The 21,842-nt window shown below is 66.1% G+C and carries 22 protein-coding genes and 2 pseudogenes; 14 read left to right on the forward strand and 10 right to left on the reverse strand.

Annotated features, from left to right (window positions below; genetic code table 11):
• Positions 1-23 precede the first annotated feature (23 nt).
• From BMW66_RS05020 to BMW66_RS20275, 6 genes are all read right to left on the reverse strand, one after another.
• Positions 24-770, reverse strand: coding sequence for a CpsD/CapB family tyrosine-protein kinase (locus tag BMW66_RS05020; protein WP_093116085.1), 747 nt, complete (start codon positions 768-770; stop codon positions 24-26).
• A gap of 149 nt (positions 771-919) precedes the next feature.
• A complete protein-coding gene (locus BMW66_RS05025; protein ID WP_093116087.1) occupies positions 920-1,885 on the reverse strand; it encodes a glycosyltransferase family 2 protein in 966 nt (321 codons plus the stop codon).
• Complete coding sequence (locus BMW66_RS05030; protein ID WP_093116089.1) at positions 1,882-3,144, reverse strand: glycosyltransferase; 1,263 nt, start codon at positions 3,142-3,144, stop codon at positions 1,882-1,884. The genes BMW66_RS05025 and BMW66_RS05030 overlap by 4 nt, the downstream gene beginning before the upstream one ends.
• Positions 3,141-4,121 carry an NAD-dependent epimerase/dehydratase family protein gene (locus BMW66_RS05035; RefSeq protein ID WP_139196120.1) on the reverse strand — a complete coding sequence of 327 codons (981 nt, stop codon included), beginning with the start codon at positions 4,119-4,121 and terminating at the stop codon, positions 3,141-3,143. The genes BMW66_RS05030 and BMW66_RS05035 overlap by 4 nt, the downstream gene beginning before the upstream one ends.
• Positions 4,118-5,242, reverse strand: a complete 1,125-nt coding sequence (locus BMW66_RS05040) for a Gfo/Idh/MocA family protein (RefSeq protein WP_093116093.1) — start codon at positions 5,240-5,242, stop codon at positions 4,118-4,120. The genes BMW66_RS05035 and BMW66_RS05040 overlap by 4 nt, the downstream gene beginning before the upstream one ends.
• 1 nt (position 5,243) lies before the next feature.
• Positions 5,244-5,396, reverse strand: a complete 153-nt coding sequence (locus BMW66_RS20275; RefSeq protein WP_175483163.1) for a hypothetical protein — start codon at positions 5,394-5,396, stop codon at positions 5,244-5,246.
• A 99-nt stretch (positions 5,397-5,495) separates the two neighbouring features.
• On the opposite strand from BMW66_RS20275, the gene BMW66_RS05045 reads away from it, so the two are divergent.
• A complete protein-coding gene (locus BMW66_RS05045; protein ID WP_093116095.1) occupies positions 5,496-6,245 on the forward strand; it encodes a WecB/TagA/CpsF family glycosyltransferase in 750 nt (249 codons plus the stop codon).
• 19 nt (positions 6,246-6,264) lie between these two features.
• On the forward strand, positions 6,265-6,819 hold the full coding sequence (locus tag BMW66_RS05050; RefSeq protein WP_245729365.1) for a serine O-acetyltransferase: 555 nt from the start codon (positions 6,265-6,267) through the stop codon (positions 6,817-6,819).
• Here the strand turns inward: BMW66_RS05050 and BMW66_RS05055 are convergent.
• Positions 6,750-8,054 (reverse strand): glycosyltransferase family 4 protein, encoded by a 1,305-nt coding sequence (locus tag BMW66_RS05055; RefSeq protein ID WP_093116097.1) that lies wholly within the window; start codon positions 8,052-8,054, stop codon positions 6,750-6,752. The genes BMW66_RS05050 and BMW66_RS05055 overlap by 70 nt on opposite strands.
• Before the next feature lie 8 nt (positions 8,055-8,062).
• On the reverse strand, positions 8,063-9,598 hold the full coding sequence (locus BMW66_RS05060; RefSeq protein WP_093116099.1) for a hypothetical protein: 1,536 nt from the start codon (positions 9,596-9,598) through the stop codon (positions 8,063-8,065).
• Positions 9,599-10,059: 461 nt separating this feature from the next.
• Between BMW66_RS05060 and BMW66_RS05065 the strand changes: the two genes are divergently transcribed.
• The 7 genes from BMW66_RS05065 (at position 10,060) to BMW66_RS05095 (ending at position 17,155) form a co-directional block, all read left to right on the forward strand.
• Positions 10,060-10,560: a type III secretion system chaperone family protein gene (locus tag BMW66_RS05065; protein ID WP_093116101.1), complete on the forward strand. Its 501-nt coding sequence runs from the start codon at positions 10,060-10,062 to the stop codon at positions 10,558-10,560.
• 62 nt (positions 10,561-10,622) lie between these two features.
• A complete protein-coding gene (gene proC, locus BMW66_RS05070; RefSeq protein ID WP_093116103.1) occupies positions 10,623-11,438 on the forward strand; it encodes a pyrroline-5-carboxylate reductase in 816 nt (271 codons plus the stop codon).
• Complete coding sequence (locus tag BMW66_RS05075; protein ID WP_093116105.1) at positions 11,431-11,769, forward strand: tRNA-binding protein; 339 nt, start codon at positions 11,431-11,433, stop codon at positions 11,767-11,769. Before proC ends, BMW66_RS05075 begins: the two co-directional genes overlap by 8 nt.
• Entirely contained in the window at positions 11,769-12,725 is a 957-nt protein-coding gene (locus tag BMW66_RS05080; protein ID WP_093116107.1) for a 2-hydroxyacid dehydrogenase, read from the forward strand. The genes BMW66_RS05075 and BMW66_RS05080 overlap by 1 nt, the downstream gene beginning before the upstream one ends.
• A gap of 92 nt (positions 12,726-12,817) precedes the next feature.
• The gene (metG, locus tag BMW66_RS05085; protein WP_093116109.1) at positions 12,818-14,536 is read left to right on the forward strand and encodes a methionine--tRNA ligase; all 1,719 of its coding nucleotides are present in this window, start codon (positions 12,818-12,820) and stop codon (positions 14,534-14,536) included.
• A gap of 46 nt (positions 14,537-14,582) precedes the next feature.
• Entirely contained in the window at positions 14,583-15,263 is a 681-nt protein-coding gene (locus BMW66_RS05090; RefSeq protein ID WP_093116111.1) for a tyrosine-protein phosphatase, read from the forward strand.
• Positions 15,260-17,155 (forward strand): ABC transporter ATP-binding protein, encoded by a 1,896-nt coding sequence (locus BMW66_RS05095; protein ID WP_093116113.1) that lies wholly within the window; start codon positions 15,260-15,262, stop codon positions 17,153-17,155. Before BMW66_RS05090 ends, BMW66_RS05095 begins: the two co-directional genes overlap by 4 nt.
• A 10-nt stretch (positions 17,156-17,165) precedes the next feature.
• On the opposite strand, the gene BMW66_RS05100 is transcribed toward BMW66_RS05095, so the two are convergent.
• Positions 17,166-17,846: a TIGR04283 family arsenosugar biosynthesis glycosyltransferase gene (locus BMW66_RS05100; RefSeq protein WP_093116115.1), complete on the reverse strand. Its 681-nt coding sequence runs from the start codon at positions 17,844-17,846 to the stop codon at positions 17,166-17,168.
• A gap of 74 nt (positions 17,847-17,920) precedes the next feature.
• On the opposite strand from BMW66_RS05100, the gene ygfZ reads away from it, so the two are divergent.
• Positions 17,921-18,682 carry a CAF17-like 4Fe-4S cluster assembly/insertion protein YgfZ gene (gene ygfZ, locus BMW66_RS05105; RefSeq protein ID WP_093116116.1) on the forward strand — a complete coding sequence of 254 codons (762 nt, stop codon included), beginning with the start codon at positions 17,921-17,923 and terminating at the stop codon, positions 18,680-18,682.
• Between the two features lie 97 nt (positions 18,683-18,779).
• Here ygfZ and efp read toward each other — a convergent pair whose 3' ends face one another.
• Complete coding sequence (gene efp / locus BMW66_RS05110) at positions 18,780-19,343, reverse strand: elongation factor P (RefSeq protein ID WP_093116118.1); 564 nt, start codon at positions 19,341-19,343, stop codon at positions 18,780-18,782.
• Positions 19,344-19,560: 217 nt separating this feature from the next.
• Here efp and BMW66_RS05115 point away from each other — a divergent pair, with 217 nt between their 5' ends.
• From BMW66_RS05115 to BMW66_RS05125, 4 genes and pseudogenes are all read left to right on the forward strand, one after another.
• Positions 19,561-19,881, forward strand: a complete 321-nt coding sequence (locus BMW66_RS05115) for a DUF6280 family protein (protein ID WP_093116120.1) — start codon at positions 19,561-19,563, stop codon at positions 19,879-19,881.
• A gap of 67 nt (positions 19,882-19,948) precedes the next feature.
• A pseudogene (locus tag BMW66_RS20845) lies at positions 19,949-20,347 on the forward strand (EamA family transporter); the annotation flags it as partial.
• Positions 20,345-20,785: pseudogene (locus tag BMW66_RS20850) on the forward strand (EamA family transporter); the annotation flags it as partial. The pseudogenes BMW66_RS20845 and BMW66_RS20850, both read left to right, overlap by 3 nt.
• 284 nt (positions 20,786-21,069) lie before the next feature.
• Positions 21,070-21,765: a CDP-alcohol phosphatidyltransferase family protein gene (locus BMW66_RS05125; protein ID WP_093116122.1), complete on the forward strand. Its 696-nt coding sequence runs from the start codon at positions 21,070-21,072 to the stop codon at positions 21,763-21,765.
• The last annotated feature ends 77 nt before the right edge of the window (positions 21,766-21,842 follow it).

Raw genomic sequence — 21,842 nt, forward strand, 5'->3', positions numbered from 1 at the left:
GATCGAGCCGTTCATGATCCCAGTCAGTAGGATATTTCGCCCTCGGCGCGATTGAACACCACGCCCAGAAGCGGCGTCGCTTCGCCCAGTGCGCGCTCCGCATCGAGCACCTCATCGGCGCTGGTGATGCCGCCCGCCGCAACCAGCAACACCCCGTCGACATTGGGAAGAAACGCGATCATGTCATCGTTTTCAAGCACAGAGGGCAGATCGAAAATCACCATCTCCGGCATCAACAGGTCCTGCATTTCATCCAGAACGTCCGACGTCATGGTTTCCGCCAGAAGCTCGGAGGCATTGCGAACTGACATATCATTCAACGCCAGCGCAAATCCCGGCCCCGCACGCAGCAGAAAGTCCTCCGGCGCGATATGCCCGGAAAGATATTCAGCGATCGAGCCGGGATGCGACACCCCCAGCATCCGCGCCAGTCCGGGGGTGCGCAGGTCCATGTCCATCAGCACCGTCCGGCAGCTTTCGCGCCGCGCCAGCGCCACGGCAAGATTGGCCGCCACAAAGGTCTTGCCGCACCCCTCCGTCGGAGAGCTGACCGCGATCCGGCTCCATCCACGCTCACGCATGGCCAGAAGAAGCCGGGTGCGCAGCATGTCGAAAGACATATGCGCCGGATCGTGGCGGGACGCGCTCACCACCCGGTTACGGGCAAGCTGCTCAGAGCTCAACTGCACCGGCTCAAGCGCGGTCCAGATCTCCTCCGCCTCCAATGCCACGGGCAGATTCGCCGTGTCTGTCTTGCCGTCCTGTGTCATCTCTCTCACCGTTTGGACCCTGCGGATGCAAGGCTCTGGTTTTGCTCTGTTTACCTGCGGGCTATGCCCGAATTCCGGTCAAATCATGGCAGGCCCGGGGAATTTCCGTCAAAGCGCCGGACCTGCGCCTTTCGTCAACATGCCCCTTGTCATTTGTATTCGATAATTCGCATGGATTTCCCGCGCAAACGACGCCAGTGAAACAGGGCCATGCCGATCAGGTTTGGAAATTTCGACAGGCTGAGGAACACGGACTGGTGGAGCGCCTCGCGCAGGGGCAGCCCCTCGGTCACACACAACCCGCGCACGGTGCGCACATAGGACAACAGGTAGATCAGAACGACCGCAAGCGATAGCCACAACGTCGTGACCAATCCCAGAAGCGCCACAAGCGGCAGGATGAACCCGAACACTAGGGCACGCCGCCGCTCTCTTGCGAACCGGGGGGGATGCATGTGCCCCACCTGGGCGATCCCGTGACCGGCCCGCACCAGCCGCCGCCACCATTCGCTGAAACGGGTCATCGCGATGTCGTGCCGAGTCATGACACGCGGAAGGCGCTCCAGCCGCCAGCCCGCCTTGGCCAGTCGCAGGCAGAATTCATCGTCTTCCGATGCTATCAGGCCGGGATCGAAACCACCCGCCTGCCGGTAGGCACGCACGCGCACCATCATGTCACCGCCGCAGGTCTCGATGGGGCCGGCAGGGCGGTGCCATTCCACATCGCACATCCGGTTGTAGACGCTGATCTCAGGGTGAATCTCCGACCGCCAGCCGGTAACAAGGCCCAGTGTTTCATCCGCGTTGAGCGCCGCCCGCGCAGCCGGAAGCCAGCCCGGCTCCACCGTGCAATCGCCATCCACGAATTGCACTGCCTCCGGGGGCATCCCCGCCATCAGCGCCTCGAACCCCGCCTGCCGCGCCCGCGCGGCAGTAAACGGGAGGGCAGGATCAAGCTCCACCACCTCGGCGCCGGCCTCGTGCGCGGCCGCAACGCTGCCATCGCGCGATCCGCTATCGACATAAACGATCCGGTCCGCCTGCCCCTTGAGGGAGACAAGGCAGGCCAGAAGCCGCGCGCCCTCGTTGCGGCCAATCACCACCACACCGATCATGGCTTGCCTTCAGGGCGCAGGGTATCGGGCGCCTCCCCCTCAAGATAGCCTGTCATGAGCCGCGAAAGCCACGCCGCCTCGGCCTTGACCGTGAACTCCGCCTGCACCTTGGCGCGTCCGGCTTGCCCCAAGCGCACAGCCTCCTCCGGGTCACGCAGGATCGTGTCGATCGCATCCGCCAGCGCCCCGGCGTCGCCCGGCGGCACAAGCCGCCCGCTCACCCCGTCCTCGACCAGTTCGGACACGCCCGCAACTTGCGTTGCCACCACCGGCAACCCCGCCGCCATCGCCTCCATCAGCACCACAGGCACTCCTTCGGCAAAGCTCGGCAACACCAGAAGATCGCTGCCCCGCAGGGTGCCGGCCACCTCGTCCTGCGACCTGTAACCGGCGAACGTCACGCAGCCCTTTACTCCAAGCTGCCGCGCCCGGCCCTCCAGCGCCACTCGCTCCGGCCCGTCCCCGATCAGCGTCAGATGCAGATCGGGGTGGCTCTCTCGCAACGTGGCAAGGGCCTCCAGCAGCACCGCGATCCCCTTGACCGCCGCCAGCCGCCCGACAAACACAAGGTTCCGGCCCGCGCCGCCCGCCTGCCCGGCATACCGCTCAGGCTCCACCCCGCAATGCACGATATGCAGTTTGCGCCAATGCGCCTGATCCGAAAACACCATCGCCTGAGAGCGCGCGAAATGGCTGATGCAGGCCACGAAACGCGCGCGGGCGATCTTGGCGTCAAGCCGCCAGTGCTCGGGCGCGAAGAAGATGTCCGGCCCATGCAGGGTAAAGCTGTAGGGGACGCCCGACATCTCGGAAGCAAGCATCGCGACCGTGCAGCTCGACTTGGCAATGTGATTGTGCAGCAAACGCACCCGCTTGCGCCGCAGATGCGCCGCCAGCACCCCGGCCTCGGCGAAATAGAAAAGCTGATAGAGCATCCCGCGCAGCCCCGCCTGCCGGGTGTGCCACGCCAGTCGAAGCGCCCGGAGATACAGCCCCGGCGCCCGCCCCAGCGCCCCGACATGGCAGGCCAGAAGGTGCAGCGGCGCCCGCGCGGCGGCCAGCACGTAAAAGGTGCCCCCGGCCTCTTGCCTCTGCTCGTCGCCCACCAGATGCTCCGCCCCGGTGCGGCGGATGGAACAGGTATGGACCACATGTCCCAGCGCGCGCAGCACGGCCACCTCCCGCTGAATGAAGGTGTCGGTCGCGCGCGGGTATTCGCCGGTCAGATAGGCGATGGCTGGCTTTTCCTGGCCCGTCACTTGGTCTCGTCCCGCTCAGCCGCAATGGCACGGGCCATAGCCTCCTCGAAGGGCGGCATTGTGACCGGGCCAAGGCGATTGTGCATCCGCGCGTTGTCGTATCGCAGCGGCTTGTGCCGCGCCTCAAGCACCTTACGCCGCAACAGTCCCGGCATAAAGCCGCCATTGGGCGTGATCCACGCCGCCAGCCGCACCGGCCCCAACGGCAGGCGCAACACTCTGCGCGGCCAGCCGCTGGCACGCAGCGCCGCCACGAACCGGCGCCGATCCGGCAGATCGTCGTCGATCAGGTTGATCTCGCCCACCCCTTCGGGCGCCTGCGCCGCGCGGACCAGCGCCTCGGCGCAGAGCGTCACCTGGCACAGCGGAATCTCCCCCCCGCCATCGAGCAGCAGAAGAAGCGAGCCCAGCCCCGGCCCCAGATGCGCATTGCCAAGCCGTCCGGGCCCGTAAACCGCACCGGGCCGTAACACCGACAGCGAAAACTCCCCCATCTGCGCCGTTGCCTGAAACAGCTCCTCCTGCGCCAGCTTCGCCGCCGCATAGCCATCGCGCCGCGCCGGATCACACTCGAGCGGGGTCGCCTCGCTCAACCTGTCGAAATCCGCCAGCGCCGTGACATCATGGACCGTAATCGAACCGACAAGCACCACGCGCTTCACCTGCGCGGCCAGCACCGCGCCAAGCACCGCTTCGCTCACGGCCAGCGTGTCGCCGCATTGTTCCTGCGCGCGCCCGGTCATGCGCGCCGCCGCATGGATCACCGCCTCGGCCCCCGCGAAAACCGCCGTGAGGTCGGGCTGCTTCGTCAGGTCCGCCTCGAACACCTCGATCCCGTCCTCTGCGGCCCATCCCTCCGGTGCCGTGGCAGCCCGCCGCACGACCGCGCGCACCGAAAGCCCCGCCTCCCGCGCCGCCTTCACGGTATGGCGGCCGATGAAACCGGCGGCCCCGGTGATCACGACCGGCCCGGTCATCGCGCCCACTCCATCGGCGCCACCGGCTCGCAACGCGTGGTCATGTCCTGCGCGCCGCCCGCATCGCCCGCAGTCTGGATCGCCAGCGTCACCTCGTTGAGATGCAGCGCGAAATCCGCCGACAGGCGTGCGGGCCGGCCCTGATCGAGCGCATCGAGCATCTCCACCGGACCAAGCGCGAAGTTCATCGCCGCCGCCCCGCGCCGGCTAACCCTGGGATGGGTCGGGCCGGAAAGACGGATGCGCCGCCCGATGGGATGTTCCAGCAACCGGCGCCGGATCCGCAGCCGGCGGTGAAACCGCACCGGCGCGGTGTTATCCCACGCACGCCTGACCTCAAGCACGCCGCCATCCCCGATCACCCGGATGCGGTGATCGTGCGGCGCCACGATGGAACAGGTCAGCCGCGCCACCGGTCCGCTTTCGAAAAACAGAACCGCGACCGAGACATCCGGCGTGCCGGCGCCACCGGGCATCTTGTCCGGCAGCACCTCGGCAGAGGCGGCCACGACCCGCCGCACCGGCCCGAAAAATCCGATCAGCCAACTCAGGTAGTAGCCCGCGTGTTCCATCGTGCAGCCCACGCGAAACTCGTCCGCCGCGGGCCAGGGCGCACCCGATTCGCTCCGCCATCCGGCAAAGGGGGCCTGCGGGACGAACCCGTCGTCCAGTTCCGCATAGATCAGCCTTGGCACCCCGACAACTTCGTCGCGCAGCGCCCGGCCCAATGTCTGCGCCGCCTCCCCCAGAAGGCTGCAAGGCGCGGAGGCCAGCATCAGCCCCGCGTCCGCGGCCCGCGCGTGAAGTTCCCGCGCCTCTTTCATGGTCATCGCAAGCGGCTTTTCCGAATAGACATGGTGCCCCGCCTTCAGGCAGGCGCGCGTGACTTCGGGATGGGAATGCGGATTGGTCAGGTTCAGGATCAGCGCCCCCTTCGGCAAGGCATCCAGAAACGCATTGAGCGACGGCTCGCCCGGCACATCCCAATACTTGCAAAACGCCGCCAGCCGATCCGGATCGCGGTCGTGCGCCAGACCGATCTCGACATCGGGATAGAGCGCCAGAGACCGCATGTAGAGATCGGCGACAAAGCCGCAGCCAATGATCGAGACCGCCCGCATCTCACCTCACCTTCGTGCCGAACCCGTTTGCCTGCGCCTCCGACCCGAAGTCAAGCAGATCGCCAAGCCCCCGGCCGGCGGTTTCGGGGCCGACTATACCGCACCCGCCCCGCGATTCCAGTTGTTTGCCCCGGCCCGCCGCCGCTGTTGCCATTTCAACCCGATCCCGGTGGCGGCGCACTGCGGGGCTGGCAAGCGCCGGAAGCCGCGATATGGTATCCGCAGAACACCACCCTGACCGGAGACCCCATCCGTGCAATTCACCATCGGCACTGCCGACGTCACGGTCAACATTCCCGACAAGGCCGCGCTCGTGCGCGCGGTGGTCGAGCGTTTGCGCGACAACCGGGGCTTCGCGCTGGCCACGCTCAATCTCGACCACCTGACGAAACTGAACAGTCCCGAGTTCGCGCGCGCCTATGCCGCGCAGGATTTTGTGGTGGCCGACGGCAACCCGATTGTCTGGCTCTCGCGTCTGGCCGGGCGGCCGGTCTCTCTGCTGCCCGGTTCCGATCTGGTGGTGCCGCTGGCGCAGATCGCGGCGCGCGAGGGCGTGTCCGTCGCCCTTCTGGGAAGCACGCCAGAGGCGCTCGACCACGCCGCCGCGGCGCTGCGCGCGATGGTCCCGGACCTCAGGGTCGCGCTGCAACAGGCTCCGCCCTTTGGCTTCGACCCCGAGGGCGAGGAGGCGCTGGAGGCCTTGGGAAGTGTCGCCGTCTCTGGCGCGGGCCTTTGCTTTATCGCCCTTGGCGCACCGAAACAGGAACTCCTTGCCGCGCGCGGACGCCGCGAGGTGCCGCATGTCGGCTTTGCCTCGATCGGGGCGGGGCTCGACTTTCTGGCCGGAACGCAAAAACGCGCGCCGCGCTGGGTGCGGCGGCTGGCGATGGAATGGCTCTGGCGGATGCTGGGCGATCCCTCGCGTCTCGTGGCCCGCTACGCACGCTGTGCCGCGATCCTGCCGGGCCTGACCCTGCGCGCGCTGCGTCTGCGGTCGCAGTGAAACGGAACAGGAGAGCGGATTGGAACAGGATATGAACGTATCGGCAACCGATCCCGACTGGACGCGCGAGGCGATCCGCCGCTTCTGGGATCCGGGGCCGAAACTTCTGCGTACGATCCGCCGCTATCAGGCCGCCCGCGCCCGCGGCGGTTTATTCGGCTGGCTCGCCTCGAAATACTGGGCCTTGGTGCATCGCGTCTGGTCGGTGATCACGCAATCGGAGATTCATCTGCAAATGCAGATCGGGGGCGGTCTCCTGTTACCCCATCCGACGGGCATCATCCTGCACCCCGACGCCCGGATCGGCCCCAACTGCCTGATTTTTCAACAGGTCACGCTTGCCAATGCGGTGAACGTCGGCGGGCATGTGGACATCGGTGCGGGCGCCAAGCTCATGGGCCCGCTGCGCGTGGGCGACAATGTGGTAATCGGGGCGAACGCGGTGGTCACCGGCGACGTGCCCTCCGGCGTCACCGTGGCGGGCGTGCCCGCGCGGGTGATCTCTCAGGGGGCATCAAAGGGCGCGTCATCGAAAAAGGATGGCTTGCCGCCCCGCCCCAGCACCCAGTCATAGACCCGCGCCACCTGCGCGGCCTTGCGCGGCCATGTGAAATGCGCCGCCACCCGTTCGCGTGCCCGCGCCCCCGCCTCGGCGGCCTTTCCGGGATGCTCCGACAGATCCTCCAGCGCCGCGCGAAACCGCGGTACGATCTCTGCCCGTGTGCCGATCGGCACCTTGAAGCCCACGTCCGGCGTCACAAGCTCCCCCGGCCCGGCGTAATCCACGATCAACGCAGGCATCCCAAGCGCCATCGCCTCTAGCACCACGCCGCCGCCGAATTCGCGGATCGACGGAAAGCTGAGCACATGCGCGCGCGACAGCACATCCTGCACATCCTCATGCGCCAGCCAGCCATGAAACGTCACCGCCTGAGCGATCCCGAGCGTCTCGGCCTGTGCCCTCAGCACCGGCAGCATCGGCCCGTCGCCCACCATGTCCAGCGTCATCCGACCCGCCTGCAGAAGCGGCGCCGCCGCCTCCAATAACATATCGCCCCCCTTGTAGGGCACCATGCGCCCCACGAAACAGGCCCGCAGCGCCCCCGGCGCAGGGGTCGCCTGACGGCTGAACCGCGCCGGATCAATGCCGTTCTCCGGCAGATAGACGCATTTCCCGCGCTGCGCCGTGGGGATTTCACTTTCGGTATGGTGTGACCCCACAAGGATCGCCGCCGCGTGACGCAATGTCGCCCGCCGCCCCGGCAGGGCCTTATAGGCGCCGCGCAGATAGGACAGCCATTCCCGCTCGCGCCGCCGCTCGGCGTCAAACCCTTTGGGCCAGGGCACGCCGCCGTTGAGCGGGCCAAGCACGAAGGGCACGCCCGCCCGCGCGCAGCGTGCCGCCAGAAGGCTCGGCACGGTTGGCGAAAGCGGCGTGACCCGATGCACCACGTCGAAGACCCCCGCCGCGATCCGCTTTCCGAACTGGTGCCACACCAGCCGCTCGAAATACGGGTAGGACAGCGCGCTCACCGCCTGAAGCATGGTCCAGCCCTTGCCCTCGCCCATTCGCAGCGCGCTGCCCAGTCGCCACAGCGGCCGCGCGAAGGCTTCGGAATCGATTGCCGTGAACTCCCGCCCCTCCTGCCAGCCTGCGCGCAGGAGGGCCTCGCGGTTGCGGATCTGCGTGACCACATGCACATCCGCCACCGCGCCAAGCGCTTGCGACAGCGACCAGCCGATCAACGGCACGCTCACCCATTCGGGATTGGCCGCTTCGGCGATGATCAGAACGCGGGGCTTTGCCATGCCGAGACTCAAAGCACGCTTCGGCGGCGTTTGGGCGCGGACTGCGCCGGCAACGCCTTCGGAACGTCCGGTTCGGCCCTGCCAATCGCGCCGTCACGTGCCTCGTGCGCCGCGCTGCGATGTTCGGCCAGCAGTTCCGCGTGCCCCAGAAGCGCCCCGGAAATCAGCCAGGTGATGGGGGTCAACGTGGCATTGGGCAGAAGCTCCATCATGTTCACCCCCAGAAGAAGCGCAAGCGGCCCGATATAGGGCGAGGGGCGCAGCCTGTCGGCATCCGGTCCGCGCCGGCGCAGGACGACGGGAATCTGAAGACGCGGACGACGCCGCACCGGCGGCACCCGACCACGGTCAAGCCGCCCGACTTCCCGAAACAACAGGAAGATCGGCAGCGCCAGCAACCCGAACTCCGCCACATAGCCCGTCCATCCGTAGACCCCGAAGGTGATCACCCAGCGCCCGTCCGCGACGGTCTCGATCGTGCCGTCCACCGGGTTGCGCATATGATTGCGGCCCCAGCTTCCCCAGCCGAACAACGGTTTCTGCCGCGCGCGTTCCAGAAGCATGTCCTCATTGTCGAACCGGAACCGAAGGGAGTTCGCGCGCTCGGCGCTGACCTTCTCGGCCTGCGACAGGATCGCTTGGGTCGGCACGAGGTCCGCACCCTTGAGCACCGGATAGGTCAGCGCGATCACCGCGAGCACCACCGCGAGCCGTATCATCATCCGCCGCGTCAGGAACATGACCGCCGCGCCGAAGAAGACCGCGTAGATCAGGGGACCAAGCGTCTTGCACAGCACAAGAACGATGGCGAGCCAGAGCGCCACCAGAAGATACTTCAACCTCGACATTCCGTCCGCTGTCTGGCCAAGGGCAAGCGCCGCGGCAAAGCTGCACATGACGAAGAACGCAACCCAGATCCCGTGATACAGAAAAACGATGGGGCGATATCCGTCACCCCGGATGGATTGCTCGAACATGTGCTGGAAAAACCCGTAGATCCAGATATTGAGCTGCGGGCTGATCCGCACCTCAAGAAGGATGGGCAGCGAATAGGCAAGCCCGCCGATCACCAGCGCCAGAAGAAGATCGCGCTGCGCCGCTTCATCGCGCAAGAACCGGCATGCGAGCAGGAAAGGGATCAGGAAGATCCCCTGCGTGATCGTCAGCGCCAGCGCATCCCGCACGCCCAGCCCCCGTATCGTCTCCAGGCCATAGTTCAGCGACTCTCCATTGACGGCCACCGTCGCGATCGGGGAAAGCACGAAAAGCAGGGCGAGCCCGCGACCCGTCAATGACCGCGGCATCAGGCTCAGCCGTTTTCCCAGAAACAGGAAGGCAACCAGCAGAATCGAAAGATTTGGCAGAGTTTCCTTGTTCAGCGGCGGCATGAGGGGAAAATCGAACCCCGCCGGGCGCGGAGGCAACAGAAGAAAGGCGATCAACGTCGCCCAGATCAAGGCCCGCCCCATCGGCAAGGACCGAAACAGCGCATAGGCCACGAACGGCCAGATCGCTATCACGAATTGGGCAAACAGGTTGGGCATTGCGGCTCTGCGTCTCAAGGTTCTGGTCGGGCCCCTCGCGGGCCGCTTTGCGGTGACTATAGCGAAGCGCGCCGGTGCTGTCGCGCCGAACCGGCCCTGAAACCTGTTTCCCGCCCCTCTTTGTGCCATTGAGGTCATAGATGCGGGCCCTCCCGCCGGAAGGGTCGGATATTCGTGCCATTTCGCGCGGATCCGCGAGCGCCTGCCTGATGCGCGGCGGCGCGGCGGATTGTCCACATGTGGGGCACGGACAGGCCGCACGTAGGCCCCAAAGTTCTTGTGGCCCGCTGGCGGTAATCCACAACTTATTGCGTTATCCACAAAAATATCGCTTTACACATCCCCCCCGGCACAGCACCATATCTAGTAAGGGGATGCTTGTGACAACGCACCCCTAGAGCAGATATCAAGCGCTTGGGGCGCTGCCCTCCCCCTGGCGCAACAGGGAAAGAGGTGGCGAAATGGCATTGTCCGAACACATCCTCGAAGAAGACCTACACCCCATCGACATCGTCGAATATCTCGCCGAACATCACGACTGGAGTTTTGACCGCATCGCCGACGACCAGATCGCAATGGCGGTCGAAGGGCAGTGGCGCACCTACTCCATCACCCTCGCATGGTCGGGGTTCGACGAAACCCTGCGGCTGATCTGCTCCTTCGAGATGGAGCCGCCCGCCGAGGAACTGCCCAAGCTCTATGAGACGCTCAACGCGATGAACGATCAGTGTTGGGCTGGCGCCTTCACCTACTGGGACGCGCAGAAACTCATGATCTACCGCTACGGGCTTGTGCTCGCGGGCGGACAGATCGCGGGCCCCGAACAGATCGACACGCTGATCAACACCGCCGTGACAAGCGCGGAACGCTTCTATCCCGCGATTCAGCTTGCCATCTGGGGCGACCGGACGGTCGAGCAGGCCATGCAGGTCGCCATCGCAGAGGCTTACGGCCGCGCCTAACTTGCACAGGCTTCCAGCCGCGCGTAACACTGGCCCCCGACGACACAGACAGGGGGTTTGCAATGAATCTGGATTTCGTGGCCGAACGCGGTCTTGTGCTTCTGGGCTGCGGCAAGATGGGGTCCGCCCTGCTTCAGGGCTGGTTGCGCGACGGTCTGCCCTCCTCTTCGGTCTGGGTGCAGGATCCCAACCCCGGCGACTGGCTGCGTGAAACCGGCGTGCATGTGAACGCGGATCTCCCGCAGGCCCCGGCGGTGGTGCTCATCGCCGTGAAACCGCAGGTCATGGCCGAGGCGTTGCCCGTTCTCAAAGCCATGGGCAACGGCGAAACGCTGTTCCTGTCGGTGGCGGCCGGCATCGGCATCGACAGCTACGAGGCGATGCTGGGCGACCAGACGCCCGTCATCCGCGCCATGCCCAACACCCCCGCCGCCATCGGGCGCGGCATCACCGCGATCATCGGCAACGCGCAGGCGGGCGCGGCGCGGCTCGATCTGGCCGAAACCCTTCTGGCCGCCGTGGGCGAGGTGGTGCGCCTTGAGGGCGAGTCGCAGATGGATGCCGTCACCGGCGTCTCCGGCTCCGGTCCAGCCTATGTCTTTCACATGATCGAATGTCTCGCCGCCGCGGGTGAGGCGCAGGGCCTTGCCCCCGATCTGGCGATGCAACTGGCCAAGGCAACCGTGGCGGGCGCCGGCGCGCTGGCGATGGAGGCGCCCGAAGATCCCGCGCAGCTTCGCCGCAACGTCACAAGCCCCAACGGCACCACGCAGGCCGGGCTCGACGTGCTCATGGATACCGAAACCGGGCTGCCGCCGCTGCTGAAACACACCGTGGCCGCCGCCGCCAACCGTTCGCGGGAGCTGTCCAATGGCTGAGATTTCCTTTGACGATTTTCTGAAGGTCGATATCCGCGTGGGCACTGTCACCCATGCCGAACCCTATCCCGAGGCGCGCAAGCCCGCGCTCAAGCTCTGGGTCGATTTCGGCGCCGAGATCGGAGAGCGCAAGACCTCCGCCCAGATCACCGCGCATTACGACCCCGGCGTGCTGATCGGCAAGCAGGTGCTCGCGGTGGTGAACTTCCCGCCGCGCCAGATCGGCAAGTTCCGGTCCGAGGTTCTCGTGCTCGGCCTGCCCGACGCGACCGGGGAAATCGTGCTCATTGGCCCCGATGAGCGGGTGCCGAACGGCGGGCGGATGCACTGATGCCGCCGAAACTGCTGATCACCCGCCCGCTGCCCGACCCGGTGGTGGAGGCCGCGCGCCCCGCCTTCGACGTGACCCGGCGCGAATCCACCGCGCCGCTGTCCGATGACGAACTGCGCATGGCGCTGCGCGACTACGACGTGGTGCTACCCACCCTGCGCGATGCCTTTTCCGCCGTGGTCTTTGCCGATGTGCCCGATCCGCGCTGCCGCCTGCTGGCGAACTTCGGCGTGGGATATAACCATATCGACGTGGACGCCGCGCGCGCCGCCGGGGTGGCCGTCACCAACACCCCCGGCGCCGTCACCGACGCGACCGCCGATCTGGCCATGACGCTGATGCTCATGTCCGCCCGCCGCGCCGCGGAGGGCGAACGCCTCGTGCGCTCCGGCGCTTGGGAGGGCTGGCACCCCACGCAGATGCTCGGCCTGCACCTGTCGGGCAAGACGGTGGGCATTCTCGGCATGGGCCGCATCGGGCAAGCCATCGCCCGGCGCTGCCACTACGGCTTCGGCATGACGGTGAAATACTTCAACCGCTCCGAAAAGGCGCTCGAATTTCCGGCCGAACGGGTCAATGGCCTGTCAGCCCTCGCCGCGCAGTGCGACATTCTGGTGGCCGCGCTGCCGGGCGGGGCGGACACGCGCCACACCGTCGATGCCGGCGTGCTGGCCTCCATGCCCGCCCATGCCCATCTGATCAACATCTCGCGCGGCGACGTGGTGGATGAGGCTGCCCTGATCGACGCGCTGAGCGAACGCCGCATCGCCGGTGCCGGGCTCGATGTCTATGAGCATGAGCCGCATGTGCCCGAGGCGCTGCGCGCGCTGGACACTGCCACGCTGCTGCCGCATCTGGGCACCGCCGCGCTTGAGGTGCGGGTCGCGATGGGGCACATGGCGGTGGACAATTGCCTCGCCCATGCCGAGGGCCGCCCCCTGCCCAACCCGGTCTGATCCGCGCGCCGGCCCCGGCGGCGCTGGCCTCTGGCACTGCCCGCCGGATTGCTCTAGAGGGGGGCGACAGACGGATAACGGGAAGACCATACATGGCGCGCCATCTCATCACCTCTGCCATTCCCTATATCAACGGGATCAAGCATCTGGGCAACCTCGTGGGCAGCCAGCTGCCCGCCGATCTATTCGCGCGCTATCAGCGCGGGCGCGGACATGAGGTGATGTTCCTCTGCGCCACAGACGAGCATGGCACCCCCGCCGAACTGGCCGCCGCCAAGGCCGGCAAGCCGGTGGCCGAATACTGCGCCGAAATGCACGGTGTGCAGTCGGCAATCGCGGACGGTTTCGGCCTCTCCTTCGATCACTTCGGCCGCTCCTCCAGCCCGCAGAACCAGAAGCTGACGCAGCATTTCGCCGGCAAGCTCTTTGAGGCCGGGCTGATCGAGGAAGTGGTGGAAAAGCAGGTCTATTCCAAGGCCGACGGCCGTTTCCTGCCCGACCGCTACATCGAGGGGACCTGCCCCAACTGCGGATACGAGAAGGCGCGCGGCGACCAGTGCGAGAACTGCACCAAGCAGCTCGACCCCACCGACCTGATCGACCCGCGCAGCGCGATCTCCGGCTCCACCGACCTTGAGGTGCGCGAAACCCGTCACCTCTATCTGCGTCAGTCGCAGATGCGGGACAGGCTGGAAGCGTGGATCGACTCCAAATCCGACTGGCCGATCCTGACCACCTCCATCGCGAAGAAATGGCTGAATGACGGCGACGGCTTGCAGGATCGCGGCATCACCCGCGATCTCGACTGGGGCATTCCCGTCAAGCGCGGCGAGGAGGACTGGCCCGGCATGGAGGGCAAGGTCTTCTACGTCTGGTTCGACGCCCCCATCGAGTATATCGCCTGCGCCGCCGAATGGGCCGAGGCGCATGGCAAGCCCGCCGCCGCATGGGAACGCTGGTGGCGCACCGACAAGGGCGCGGACGACGTGCGCTACACGCAGTTCATGGGCAAGGACAACGTGCCATTCCACACGCTCTCCTTCCCCGCGACCATCCTTGGCAGCGGCGAGCCGTGGAAGCTCGTGGATTACATCAAGTCGTTCAACTACCTCAACTACGACGGCGGCCAGTTCTCCACCAGCCAGGGGCGCGGCGTCTTCATGGATCAGGCGCTCGACATCCTGCCCGCCGATTACTGGCGCTGGTGGCTTCTGTCGCACGCCCCCGAAAGCTCGGACGCCGAATTCACATGGGAGAACTTCCAGCAATCGGTGAACAAGGATCTGGCCGACGTTCTGGGCAACTTCGTCTCGCGCGTGACGAAATTTTGCCGCTCGCGCTTTTCCGAAGAGGTGCCCGCCGGCGGGCAAACCGGCCCGCGCGAGGCGGCGCTGATCGAGGAGCTGACAACCCGCATCCGCGCCTATGAAACCCACATGGAGGCGATGGAGGTGCGCAAATCCGCCGCCGCGCTGCGCGCCATCTGGGTGGCGGGCAACGAGTATCTGCAAGAGGCCGCGCCCTGGGCGATCTTCAAGACGGATCCCGACACGGCGGCGGCGCAGATCCGCTTCTCGCTCAACCTGATCCGGCTCTACGCGGTGCTGTCGGCGCCCTTCATCCCCGATGCCGCCGACCGGCTTCTGACCGCGCTGAACTGCGATGACCGCGACTGGCCGGAAGACGTGCCATCCGCCCTCTCGGCGCTGGCGCCGGGACATGGCTTTACCGTGCCGGACGTGCTCTTTGCCAAGATCACCGATGAGCAGCGCGAAGACTGGCAGATCCGCTTTGCCGGTGTTCGAGGCTGATCCGCCGCCGCCCCGCACGGGGCGGCCATTTGCCGGAGCGCATGAAATGGGCCTGAAGGACCGCTTCAAGACATGGGAACGCAGTCTGCGCGCCTCTTATAATGTCGATCTGTCCACGCCCGAAAACCGCCGCCGCGCGGCGATTCATAACGCATGGTTCGATCACGGCATCCTGCGCGCCCTCTGGGCCAATTTTTCCGAAATCGCGCCCGGCGTCTATCGCTCCAATCACCCCACACGGCGGCGCTTTGCGAAGATGAAGGCCATGGGCATCCATACCGTGCTCAACCTGCGCGGCGTGTCGCAATCGGCCCAGCACTGGACCGAGGCGGAAATTTGCCGCGACCTTGACCTGCGGCTGATTTCCATCCCGCTCAGGGCCCGCGCCGCCGCTCCCCGCGCCGAGATCGAGACCCTGCTGAAAACCTTCCGCACCATCGACCGCCCCTTCGTCATGCATTGCAAATCAGGCGCGGACCGATCAGGCTTTGCCGCGGCCATCTGGCTCATGGTGATGGAAGGCTGCCCGGTGGAGGAGGCGCGCAAGATGCTAAGCCCGCGGTACATTCACTTCCGCTTCACGAAAAGCGGCATCCTCGATTACATCCTCGACAGCTACGCGGCGCGCAACGCCCGCGCACCCCTGCCCTTCGCGGACTGGATCGCCACAGAATACGATCACGCCGCGCTTCAGGATCGCTTTGACCGCAAGGTGCCCGCGTCATGACCCAGACCTCCGCAGAGAATGACACGGCACAGGCGGCCGCCCGCGACAAGGCGCAGGCGCGCGGTCTGGTCCTCTGGCTCTGGCGCGGCTACCTGCACAAGCATGTCTGGCTTTTGCTGGTGGCGTTGGTCTTCATGGCGATCGAAGGCTCCATGCTCGGCGCGCTCAGCTACATGATGCAACCGATGTTCGATCAGGTGTTCATGCAGGGCGACGGCTCCGCCCTCGCCTGGGTGGGAATGGCGATCTTTTCGATCTTCGCGGGCCGCGCGATTGCAAGCGTGGTGCAGAAGGTTCTGCTCACCCGGATCTCGCAACACACCGCCGCCGACGTGCGCACGACCCTGCTTGACCGCCTCATGGCGCAGGATGTGGCCTTTCACAAGACGCACCCGCCCGGATACCTGATCCAGCGCGTGCAGACCGACGTGGCCTCCATCAATCAGGTCTGGTCCGCGATCATCACCGGCGCCGGGCGCGACGCGATTTCGCTTGTCGTGCTCATGGGCGTGGCCCTCAACGTGGACTGGCGCTGGACGCTGGTGGCCTGCATCGGCCTTCCGGTTCTGGTGCTGCCCTCGCTCGTGGTGCAACGGTTCGTCCGCCGCCGGTCCCGCGAGGTGCGCGATCTCGGCGCCCGGCTCGCCACACGGCTCGACGAGGTGTTTCACGGCATCGTTCCGATCAAGCTCAACCGGCTGGAGAGCTACCAGTCGTCCCAGTTTCGCAATCTGACCAACCGTCTTGTCGGCACAGAGGTGCGCGCCGCCATCGGGGCCGCCGCCATTCCGGGCCTGATCGACATCATGGCCGGGCTGGGGTTCCTCGCTGTCCTGTTCTACGGCGGCGGAGAGATCATCGCCGGCGAAAAGACCGTGGGGCAGTTCATGGCCTTCTTTACCGCGATGATCTTTGCCTTTGAACCGCTTCGGCGGCTGGGTGCGATCAGCGGATTGTGGCAGGTGGCTGCCGCCGGAATCGAACGCATCCGCGAGTTGATGGACGCGGAACCGACCCTCAGGGAGGCGGCCGCCCCCGTCCCGCCCCCGTCCGGCACGCCCGATGTCGCGCTCAGCGATGTGCGTCTGTTCTATGGCGAGGCAGAGATCCTGCGCGGCGTGACCATGCGCGCCGAGGCGGGCAAGACCACCGCCATCGTCGGCGCGTCCGGCGCGGGCAAATCGACGCTCTTCAACCTGCTCACGCGGCTGGTGGATCCGCAGCACGGCCATGTCGCCGTTGGCGGGGTGGACGTGACCCGGCTGAGCGTGGCGGACCTGCGCGGGTTGTTCTCGGTCGTGTCGCAGGATGCGCTCCTGTTCGACGAAACGCTGCGCGAAAACGTCGTTCTGGGCCGCACCGACGTCAGCGACGCGCGCCTGAAAGAGGTGCTCGACGCCGCCCATGTCAGCGACTTTCTCGAAAAACTGCCGGACGGGCTCGACACAGAGGTGGGCCCGCGCGGCTCCAACCTGTCGGGGGGGCAGCGCCAGCGCGTCGTGATCGCCCGCGCGCTTCTGCGCGACACCCCCGTTCTGCTTCTGGACGAGGCGACGAGCGCGCTCGACGCGCAGTCCGAAACCGTGGTTCAGGCCGCGCTCGACCGGCTCGCCGCGGGACGCACCACGCTGGTGATCGCGCACCGCCTGTCCACCGTGCGAGAGGCCGACCGCATCGTGGTGATGGACAAGGGCCGCGTGGTGGACGAGGGCACCCATGACGAGCTGATCGCCCATGACGGGATCTATGCCGGTCTCTACCACCTGCAATTCAACACCGGCGGGCCCACCGCCGAGGACCGGCTCGCCGCGCAGACGGTCGCGGACCCGCCGCGCACCCGCCGCCGGCGCACCTTCGTCGGGCGCCTGCTGTCGCGCCTGCCCCGTCTCTGACCGCCCCCGGTCAGCGCCGGTAGGACGCCGCCAGCCGCTCCGGCGCGACCCCGGCGAAGTAGCGCGCCAGCGTCCACAGGTTGCGCGCCCCCCGCCGCAACCACCCCTGCTTTCGGTACTTCTCCGCGCTAGTGATCGCCACCGCATCCATCGCGCGCAGCCGCCCGCGCAGCCGCCGCGCCAACGCCACATCCTCCATCAGCGGCATATCGGGGTATCCCCCCGCAGCCTCGTAAAGGCCGCGCGCGATCAAAAGCCCCTGATCGCCGTAAGGCAGGCCGAACACCCGCGCGCGCAGGTTGGCCCAGCCCGCGACGATCCACGCCGCAAGCCCCCCCTCATCGAACCGCAGCCGGAAATACCCCGCCGTCTCCGGGCGCGTCATCGCCGCCGCAACGGCCCCGCTCCAACCGGGCGCAAGCCGCGTGTCGGCGTGCAGGATCAAGAACCAATCGCCCCCCGCGGCCGCGCAGCCGCGGCGGATCTGCCCGCCGCGCGATGGCGGCCCGGCGCACCAGATCGCGCCCGCGCCGTCCGCGATCCGGTGCGTGGCGTCCTGCGATCCACCGTCGCTGACGATCACCTCGCGGATCAGACCGGCCTCCAGCCCCTCCATCAGCGCCGCAAGACAGCCCGCAAGCGCCGCTTCGGCCTGCAATGTGGGTATGATCACCGATACCGGCGCGCGCATCGCGTTTCCCTGGCCCCCTGTTGCACCCTGCCGTTCTGCCTATATGACTGGTAAGGACAGGAACAGGATTCAAAATGACCGACACGCGCGTGATCTTCAAAATCTCCGGCCCCGAGGCAGAGAGCTTTCTTCAGGGGCTCGTCACCAACGACCTGTCGCGTCTGCAGGGCGGCGCGATCTACGCCGCCCTTCTCACGCCGCAGGGCAAATATATCGCCGATTTCTTTCTGGCCCCGCTGGACGATGGCATCGGCCTCGATGTCGCCGGGGAACTGGCCGACACGCTGGAGACGCGGCTTTCCATGTACAAGCTGCGCGCGAAGGTCTCCATCGAACGCACCGGCCTGCATGTGCATCGCGGCACGGGCGAGCCGCCCGAGGATGGCTTCACCGATCCGCGCCACCCCGATCTTGGCTGGCGGGCGTGGCGCGACACCCGGCAGGAAAAGGACGCCGCCGACTGGGAGGCGCTTCGCGTGGCGCTCGGTGTGCCGCAATCTGGCGTGGAACTCACCCCCGACAGCTTCATCCTTGAAACCGGGTTCGACCGGCTGAACGGCGTCGATTTCAAGAAGGGCTGCTTTGTCGGGCAGGAGGTGACGGCCCGCATGAAGCACAAGACGGAACTGCGCAAGGGCCTCACCACCGTCGAGATCGAAGGCGCCGCCCCGGTCGGCACCGCCATCACCACCGAAGACGGCAAACCGGCCGGAACGCTCTACACGCAATCGGGGGGAAAGGCGTTGGCCTACCTGCGCTTCGACCGCGCGAAAGGGCCGCTTTCAGCCGGAGAGGCCACCGTGCGCTGGACCCCGCAGGAGGCCTGCACGACATGACGTCGCGTCACTTTTTTTGACCGTCTGGACAAAAAAGGCGCGGCACCATCTCACGCCGCGCCGTTGAGATCGGCAAACCTCCGCCGATCCCCGGCGCTCAGGCCCGCTCGGAGTATTCGAGCGTTTCGGTGTTCACCACGATGTCCTCGTCCTGCCCCACGAAGGGCGGCACCATCACCTTCACCCCGTTGTCGAGGATCGCGGGCTTGAAGCTGTTGGCGGCGGTCTGGCCCTTCACCACTGGCTCTGTCTCGGCGACCTTGCACACCACTTTCTGCGGCAGCGTCGCGTTGAGCGCCTCGTCCTCGTGGAACTCCACCTGAATCGTCATGCCATCCTGAAGGAACGGACGCCGCTCACCCAGAATTTCTGCTGGCAATTCAATCTGTTCGTAGGTTTCTGTATCCATGAAGACCAGCATTCCGTCGGTCTCGTAAAGGAACTGCTGATCTTTCTGCTCAAGGCGCACCCGCTCCACCTTGTCGGCGCTGCGGAACCGCTCGTTGAGCTTCGATCCGTTGCGCAGGTTGCGCATCTCCACCTGCGCGAAGGCACCGCCCTTGCCCGGCTTCACATGGTCCGCCTTCACAGCGACCCACAGGCCGCCGTTATGCTCCAGCACATTCCCGGGGCGAATCTCGTTTCCGTTGATTTTGGACATGGGGCGACACCGTGGCAAAAGGTTGATCAGGTTGTGCGCGCACCTATATATCGCTGAGTAAGTGGTGACAAGACGGCCTATTTCGTGCTGCCAACGCAGAAAGATATGCTCAAATTGCATGGATGCTATGCAAAAATACGCTATCCGAATCGGCAAAGTTTCGTCATAAGGGGCGTCACGCCGAAAAACGCAAGAGCAATAATACAAGGACGACGAGATGCGAGATTTCGTTGATGGAACGGCATTCAACAATGAACAGGGCAACCGGGCGCGCAAGCTGTTTGCGGCCGTGGTTCTGGCAGCGTTGGATGATGCCATTGCAGATGACAAGAAATACGGCAATGGCCCCGAGCAGATCGCCCGCTGGGCCCGCTCTCGCGACGGGCGCGAAGTTCTGAGCTGTGCCGGCATCGACCCCAACGAGCGTGTGGTCACGGGCTTGATGGAGTTCGTGGGCAAGGGTGTGCGCACATCCGTCGCGCTGTCGCGCGAAGAGAGTGAGCGCCGCCACGCCGCTGAACGGGCCGAAGCCGCCTGATCCCGAGTCTCACATCCGAAAACGGCGCGCCCTTTTCGGCGCGCCTTTTCTTTTGCGGGGACGGGTGATGGACAACCTGCGCGGCAGCCTCTGGATGATCCTTGCCATGGCCGCGTTCGCGGTTGAGGATACATTCATCAAGACCGCCGCCATCGCCCTGCCCGTGGGCGAGATCATCGCGCTTTTCGGTCTGGGCGGCACCGCGATCTTTCTGGGCCTGACATGGGCGCGCGGCGAACGCGCGCTTGTCCCCGAAGCCGCCCGCCCGGTCATGCTTTTGCGCATCGGGTTCGAGATTGGCGGGCGTGTCTTTTTCACCCTGTCGCTGGCTTTCACCACGCTGTCGGCCACCTCTGCCATTCTTCAGGCCGCGCCGCTGGTGGTGACGCTAGGCGCGGCGCTGGTCTTTGGCGAGCGTGTGGGCTGGCGGCGCTGGTCGGCCATCGCCATCGGCTTTGCCGGGGTGCTGTTGATCCTGCGTCCCCTGCCGCAGAGCTTCGATCCCGCCTCGCTTCTGGCGGTCGCGGCGCTTCTGGGATTTGCCGGACGCGATCTGATGACCCGCGCGGCTCCGCCCATCCTGTCGCGGATGCAGCTTGGCGTCTGGGGGTTCGCGGTGCTGATCCCCACAGGCGCGGCCATGGTGGCCGTGACCGGCGGCGCGCGCCTGCCGCAGGGGTCCGAGGCGCTCGCCCTCTGCGGCGCCATCGGGTTCGGCGTGCTGGCCTACTATGCGCTGACCGCCGCCATGCGCATGGGCGAGGTCGCGGTGGTCACCCCTTTTCGCTACACCCGCCTGCTCTTCGCGCTGATCCTCGGCGCGTGGCTCTTCGGTGAACGCCCCGACTTGCTCACGCTGGCCGGCGCGGCGGTGATCGTGGGCAGCGGGCTTTATACCCTCCTGCGCCAGCGCCGCGTCCCGCCGCCGCCCGCCGCCGCGCGCTGAACCCTCTGCACATCGCCCGCGATCGCGCAACGCCCGCACCCCGGTCCGCACGGGCAACGCGCGCCATGTTCATCATGGCCCAAAAGGCTGAACAAGCGACGGCGGCACCGACGCAATACCGACGTTTTACCGACGTGATACCGAAGCGGCATTTTTCGCGATTCCAACGGGTTAATCCTGATTCGCCAAAACAGCCCGATACCGCCGTTGCAAGGGTCGGAAATTTGCGGCATGACAACCTCATGACACCACATGCCCGCGCCCTTCTCGTCCACCTGCTCACCGCCACGGGTGCCGTTTTCGCGATGCTCGCGCTCCTCGCCGCCGCGCAGGAGAAATGGAGCCTGATGTATCTCTGGCTCGTGGTCGCCTTCGCCGTCGATGGCGTCGATGGCCCTCTGGCGCGCAAATACCATGTGAAACACAACGCCCCACGCTTCGACGGGGAGTTGCTCGACCTGATCATCGACTACCTCACCTATGTCTTCATCCCGGCCTTCGCCCTGTTTCAGTCGGGCTTGATGTCAGGCTGGACAGGTTGGGTCACGCTGATCGTCATCACCTTTGCATCGGCGATGTATTTCGCCGATACGAAGATGAAAACAAACGATAATTCGTTTCAGGGTTTTCCCGGCTGCTGGAACATGCTGGTGATCGTGATGTTCGCGGTGGAGCCTGATTTCTGGATCATTCTCGGCATCGTCACCGTGCTGGCGGTGACCATGTTCCTGCCGCTGAAGTTCATTCACCCGGTGCGCACGAAACGCTGGCGCGTGGTGTCCCTGCCCGTGGCGCTGGCCTGGACCTTCTTTGCCGGCTGGGCCGCATGGGTGGATTTCCACCCCGAAAGCTGGGCCACCTGGGGGCTTGTCCTGAGTTCGATCTACCTGATACTCGCAGGGATTGCCCAGCAGATCATCCCTGAGAAATCCCTATAAGATCAAAGCCTTCATTGGGAAAGATGCGGTTTCCCGCCCCCGCGGAGGGGCCGGAAAACCGCAGCCGGACGGGGCCG

The organism is Salinihabitans flavidus (assembly GCF_900110425.1).
Taxonomy (GTDB): Bacteria; Pseudomonadota; Alphaproteobacteria; order Rhodobacterales; family Rhodobacteraceae; genus Salinihabitans; species Salinihabitans flavidus.

What these genes read in the sequence shown, in the direction of transcription:
- BMW66_RS05035 (WP_139196120.1), bottom strand. Translation starts at nt 4,121, where the DNA reads ATGACCGGGCCGGTCGTGATCACCGGGGCCGCCGGTTTCATCGGCCGC.
- BMW66_RS05040 (WP_093116093.1), bottom strand. Translation starts at nt 5,242, where the DNA reads ATGCGGGCGGTCTCGATCATTGGCTGCGGCTTTGTCGCCGATCTCTAC.
- BMW66_RS05075 (WP_093116105.1), top strand. Translation starts at nt 11,431, where the DNA reads ATGGCTGAGATTTCCTTTGACGATTTTCTGAAGGTCGATATCCGCGTG.
- BMW66_RS05100 (WP_093116115.1), bottom strand. Translation starts at nt 17,846, where the DNA reads ATGCGCGCGCCGGTATCGGTGATCATACCCACATTGCAGGCCGAAGCG.
- proC (WP_093116103.1), top strand. Translation starts at nt 10,623, where the DNA reads ATGAATCTGGATTTCGTGGCCGAACGCGGTCTTGTGCTTCTGGGCTGC.
- BMW66_RS05080 (WP_093116107.1), top strand. Translation starts at nt 11,769, where the DNA reads ATGCCGCCGAAACTGCTGATCACCCGCCCGCTGCCCGACCCGGTGGTG.
- BMW66_RS05020 (WP_093116085.1), bottom strand. Translation starts at nt 770, where the DNA reads ATGACACAGGACGGCAAGACAGACACGGCGAATCTGCCCGTGGCATTG.
- BMW66_RS20275 (WP_175483163.1), bottom strand. Translation starts at nt 5,396, where the DNA reads ATGGCAACAGCGGCGGCGGGCCGGGGCAAACAACTGGAATCGCGGGGC.
- ygfZ (WP_093116116.1), top strand. Translation starts at nt 17,921, where the DNA reads ATGACCGACACGCGCGTGATCTTCAAAATCTCCGGCCCCGAGGCAGAG.
- BMW66_RS05095 (WP_093116113.1), top strand. Translation starts at nt 15,260, where the DNA reads ATGACCCAGACCTCCGCAGAGAATGACACGGCACAGGCGGCCGCCCGC.
- BMW66_RS05055 (WP_093116097.1), bottom strand. Translation starts at nt 8,054, where the DNA reads ATGGCAAAGCCCCGCGTTCTGATCATCGCCGAAGCGGCCAATCCCGAA.
- efp (WP_093116118.1), bottom strand. Translation starts at nt 19,343, where the DNA reads ATGTCCAAAATCAACGGAAACGAGATTCGCCCCGGGAATGTGCTGGAG.
- metG (WP_093116109.1), top strand. Translation starts at nt 12,818, where the DNA reads ATGGCGCGCCATCTCATCACCTCTGCCATTCCCTATATCAACGGGATC.
- BMW66_RS05090 (WP_093116111.1), top strand. Translation starts at nt 14,583, where the DNA reads ATGGGCCTGAAGGACCGCTTCAAGACATGGGAACGCAGTCTGCGCGCC.
- BMW66_RS05065 (WP_093116101.1), top strand. Translation starts at nt 10,060, where the DNA reads ATGGCATTGTCCGAACACATCCTCGAAGAAGACCTACACCCCATCGAC.
- BMW66_RS05125 (WP_093116122.1), top strand. Translation starts at nt 21,070, where the DNA reads ATGACACCACATGCCCGCGCCCTTCTCGTCCACCTGCTCACCGCCACG.
- BMW66_RS05115 (WP_093116120.1), top strand. Translation starts at nt 19,561, where the DNA reads ATGCGAGATTTCGTTGATGGAACGGCATTCAACAATGAACAGGGCAAC.
- BMW66_RS05025 (WP_093116087.1), bottom strand. Translation starts at nt 1,885, where the DNA reads ATGATCGGTGTGGTGGTGATTGGCCGCAACGAGGGCGCGCGGCTTCTG.
- BMW66_RS05060 (WP_093116099.1), bottom strand. Translation starts at nt 9,598, where the DNA reads ATGCCCAACCTGTTTGCCCAATTCGTGATAGCGATCTGGCCGTTCGTG.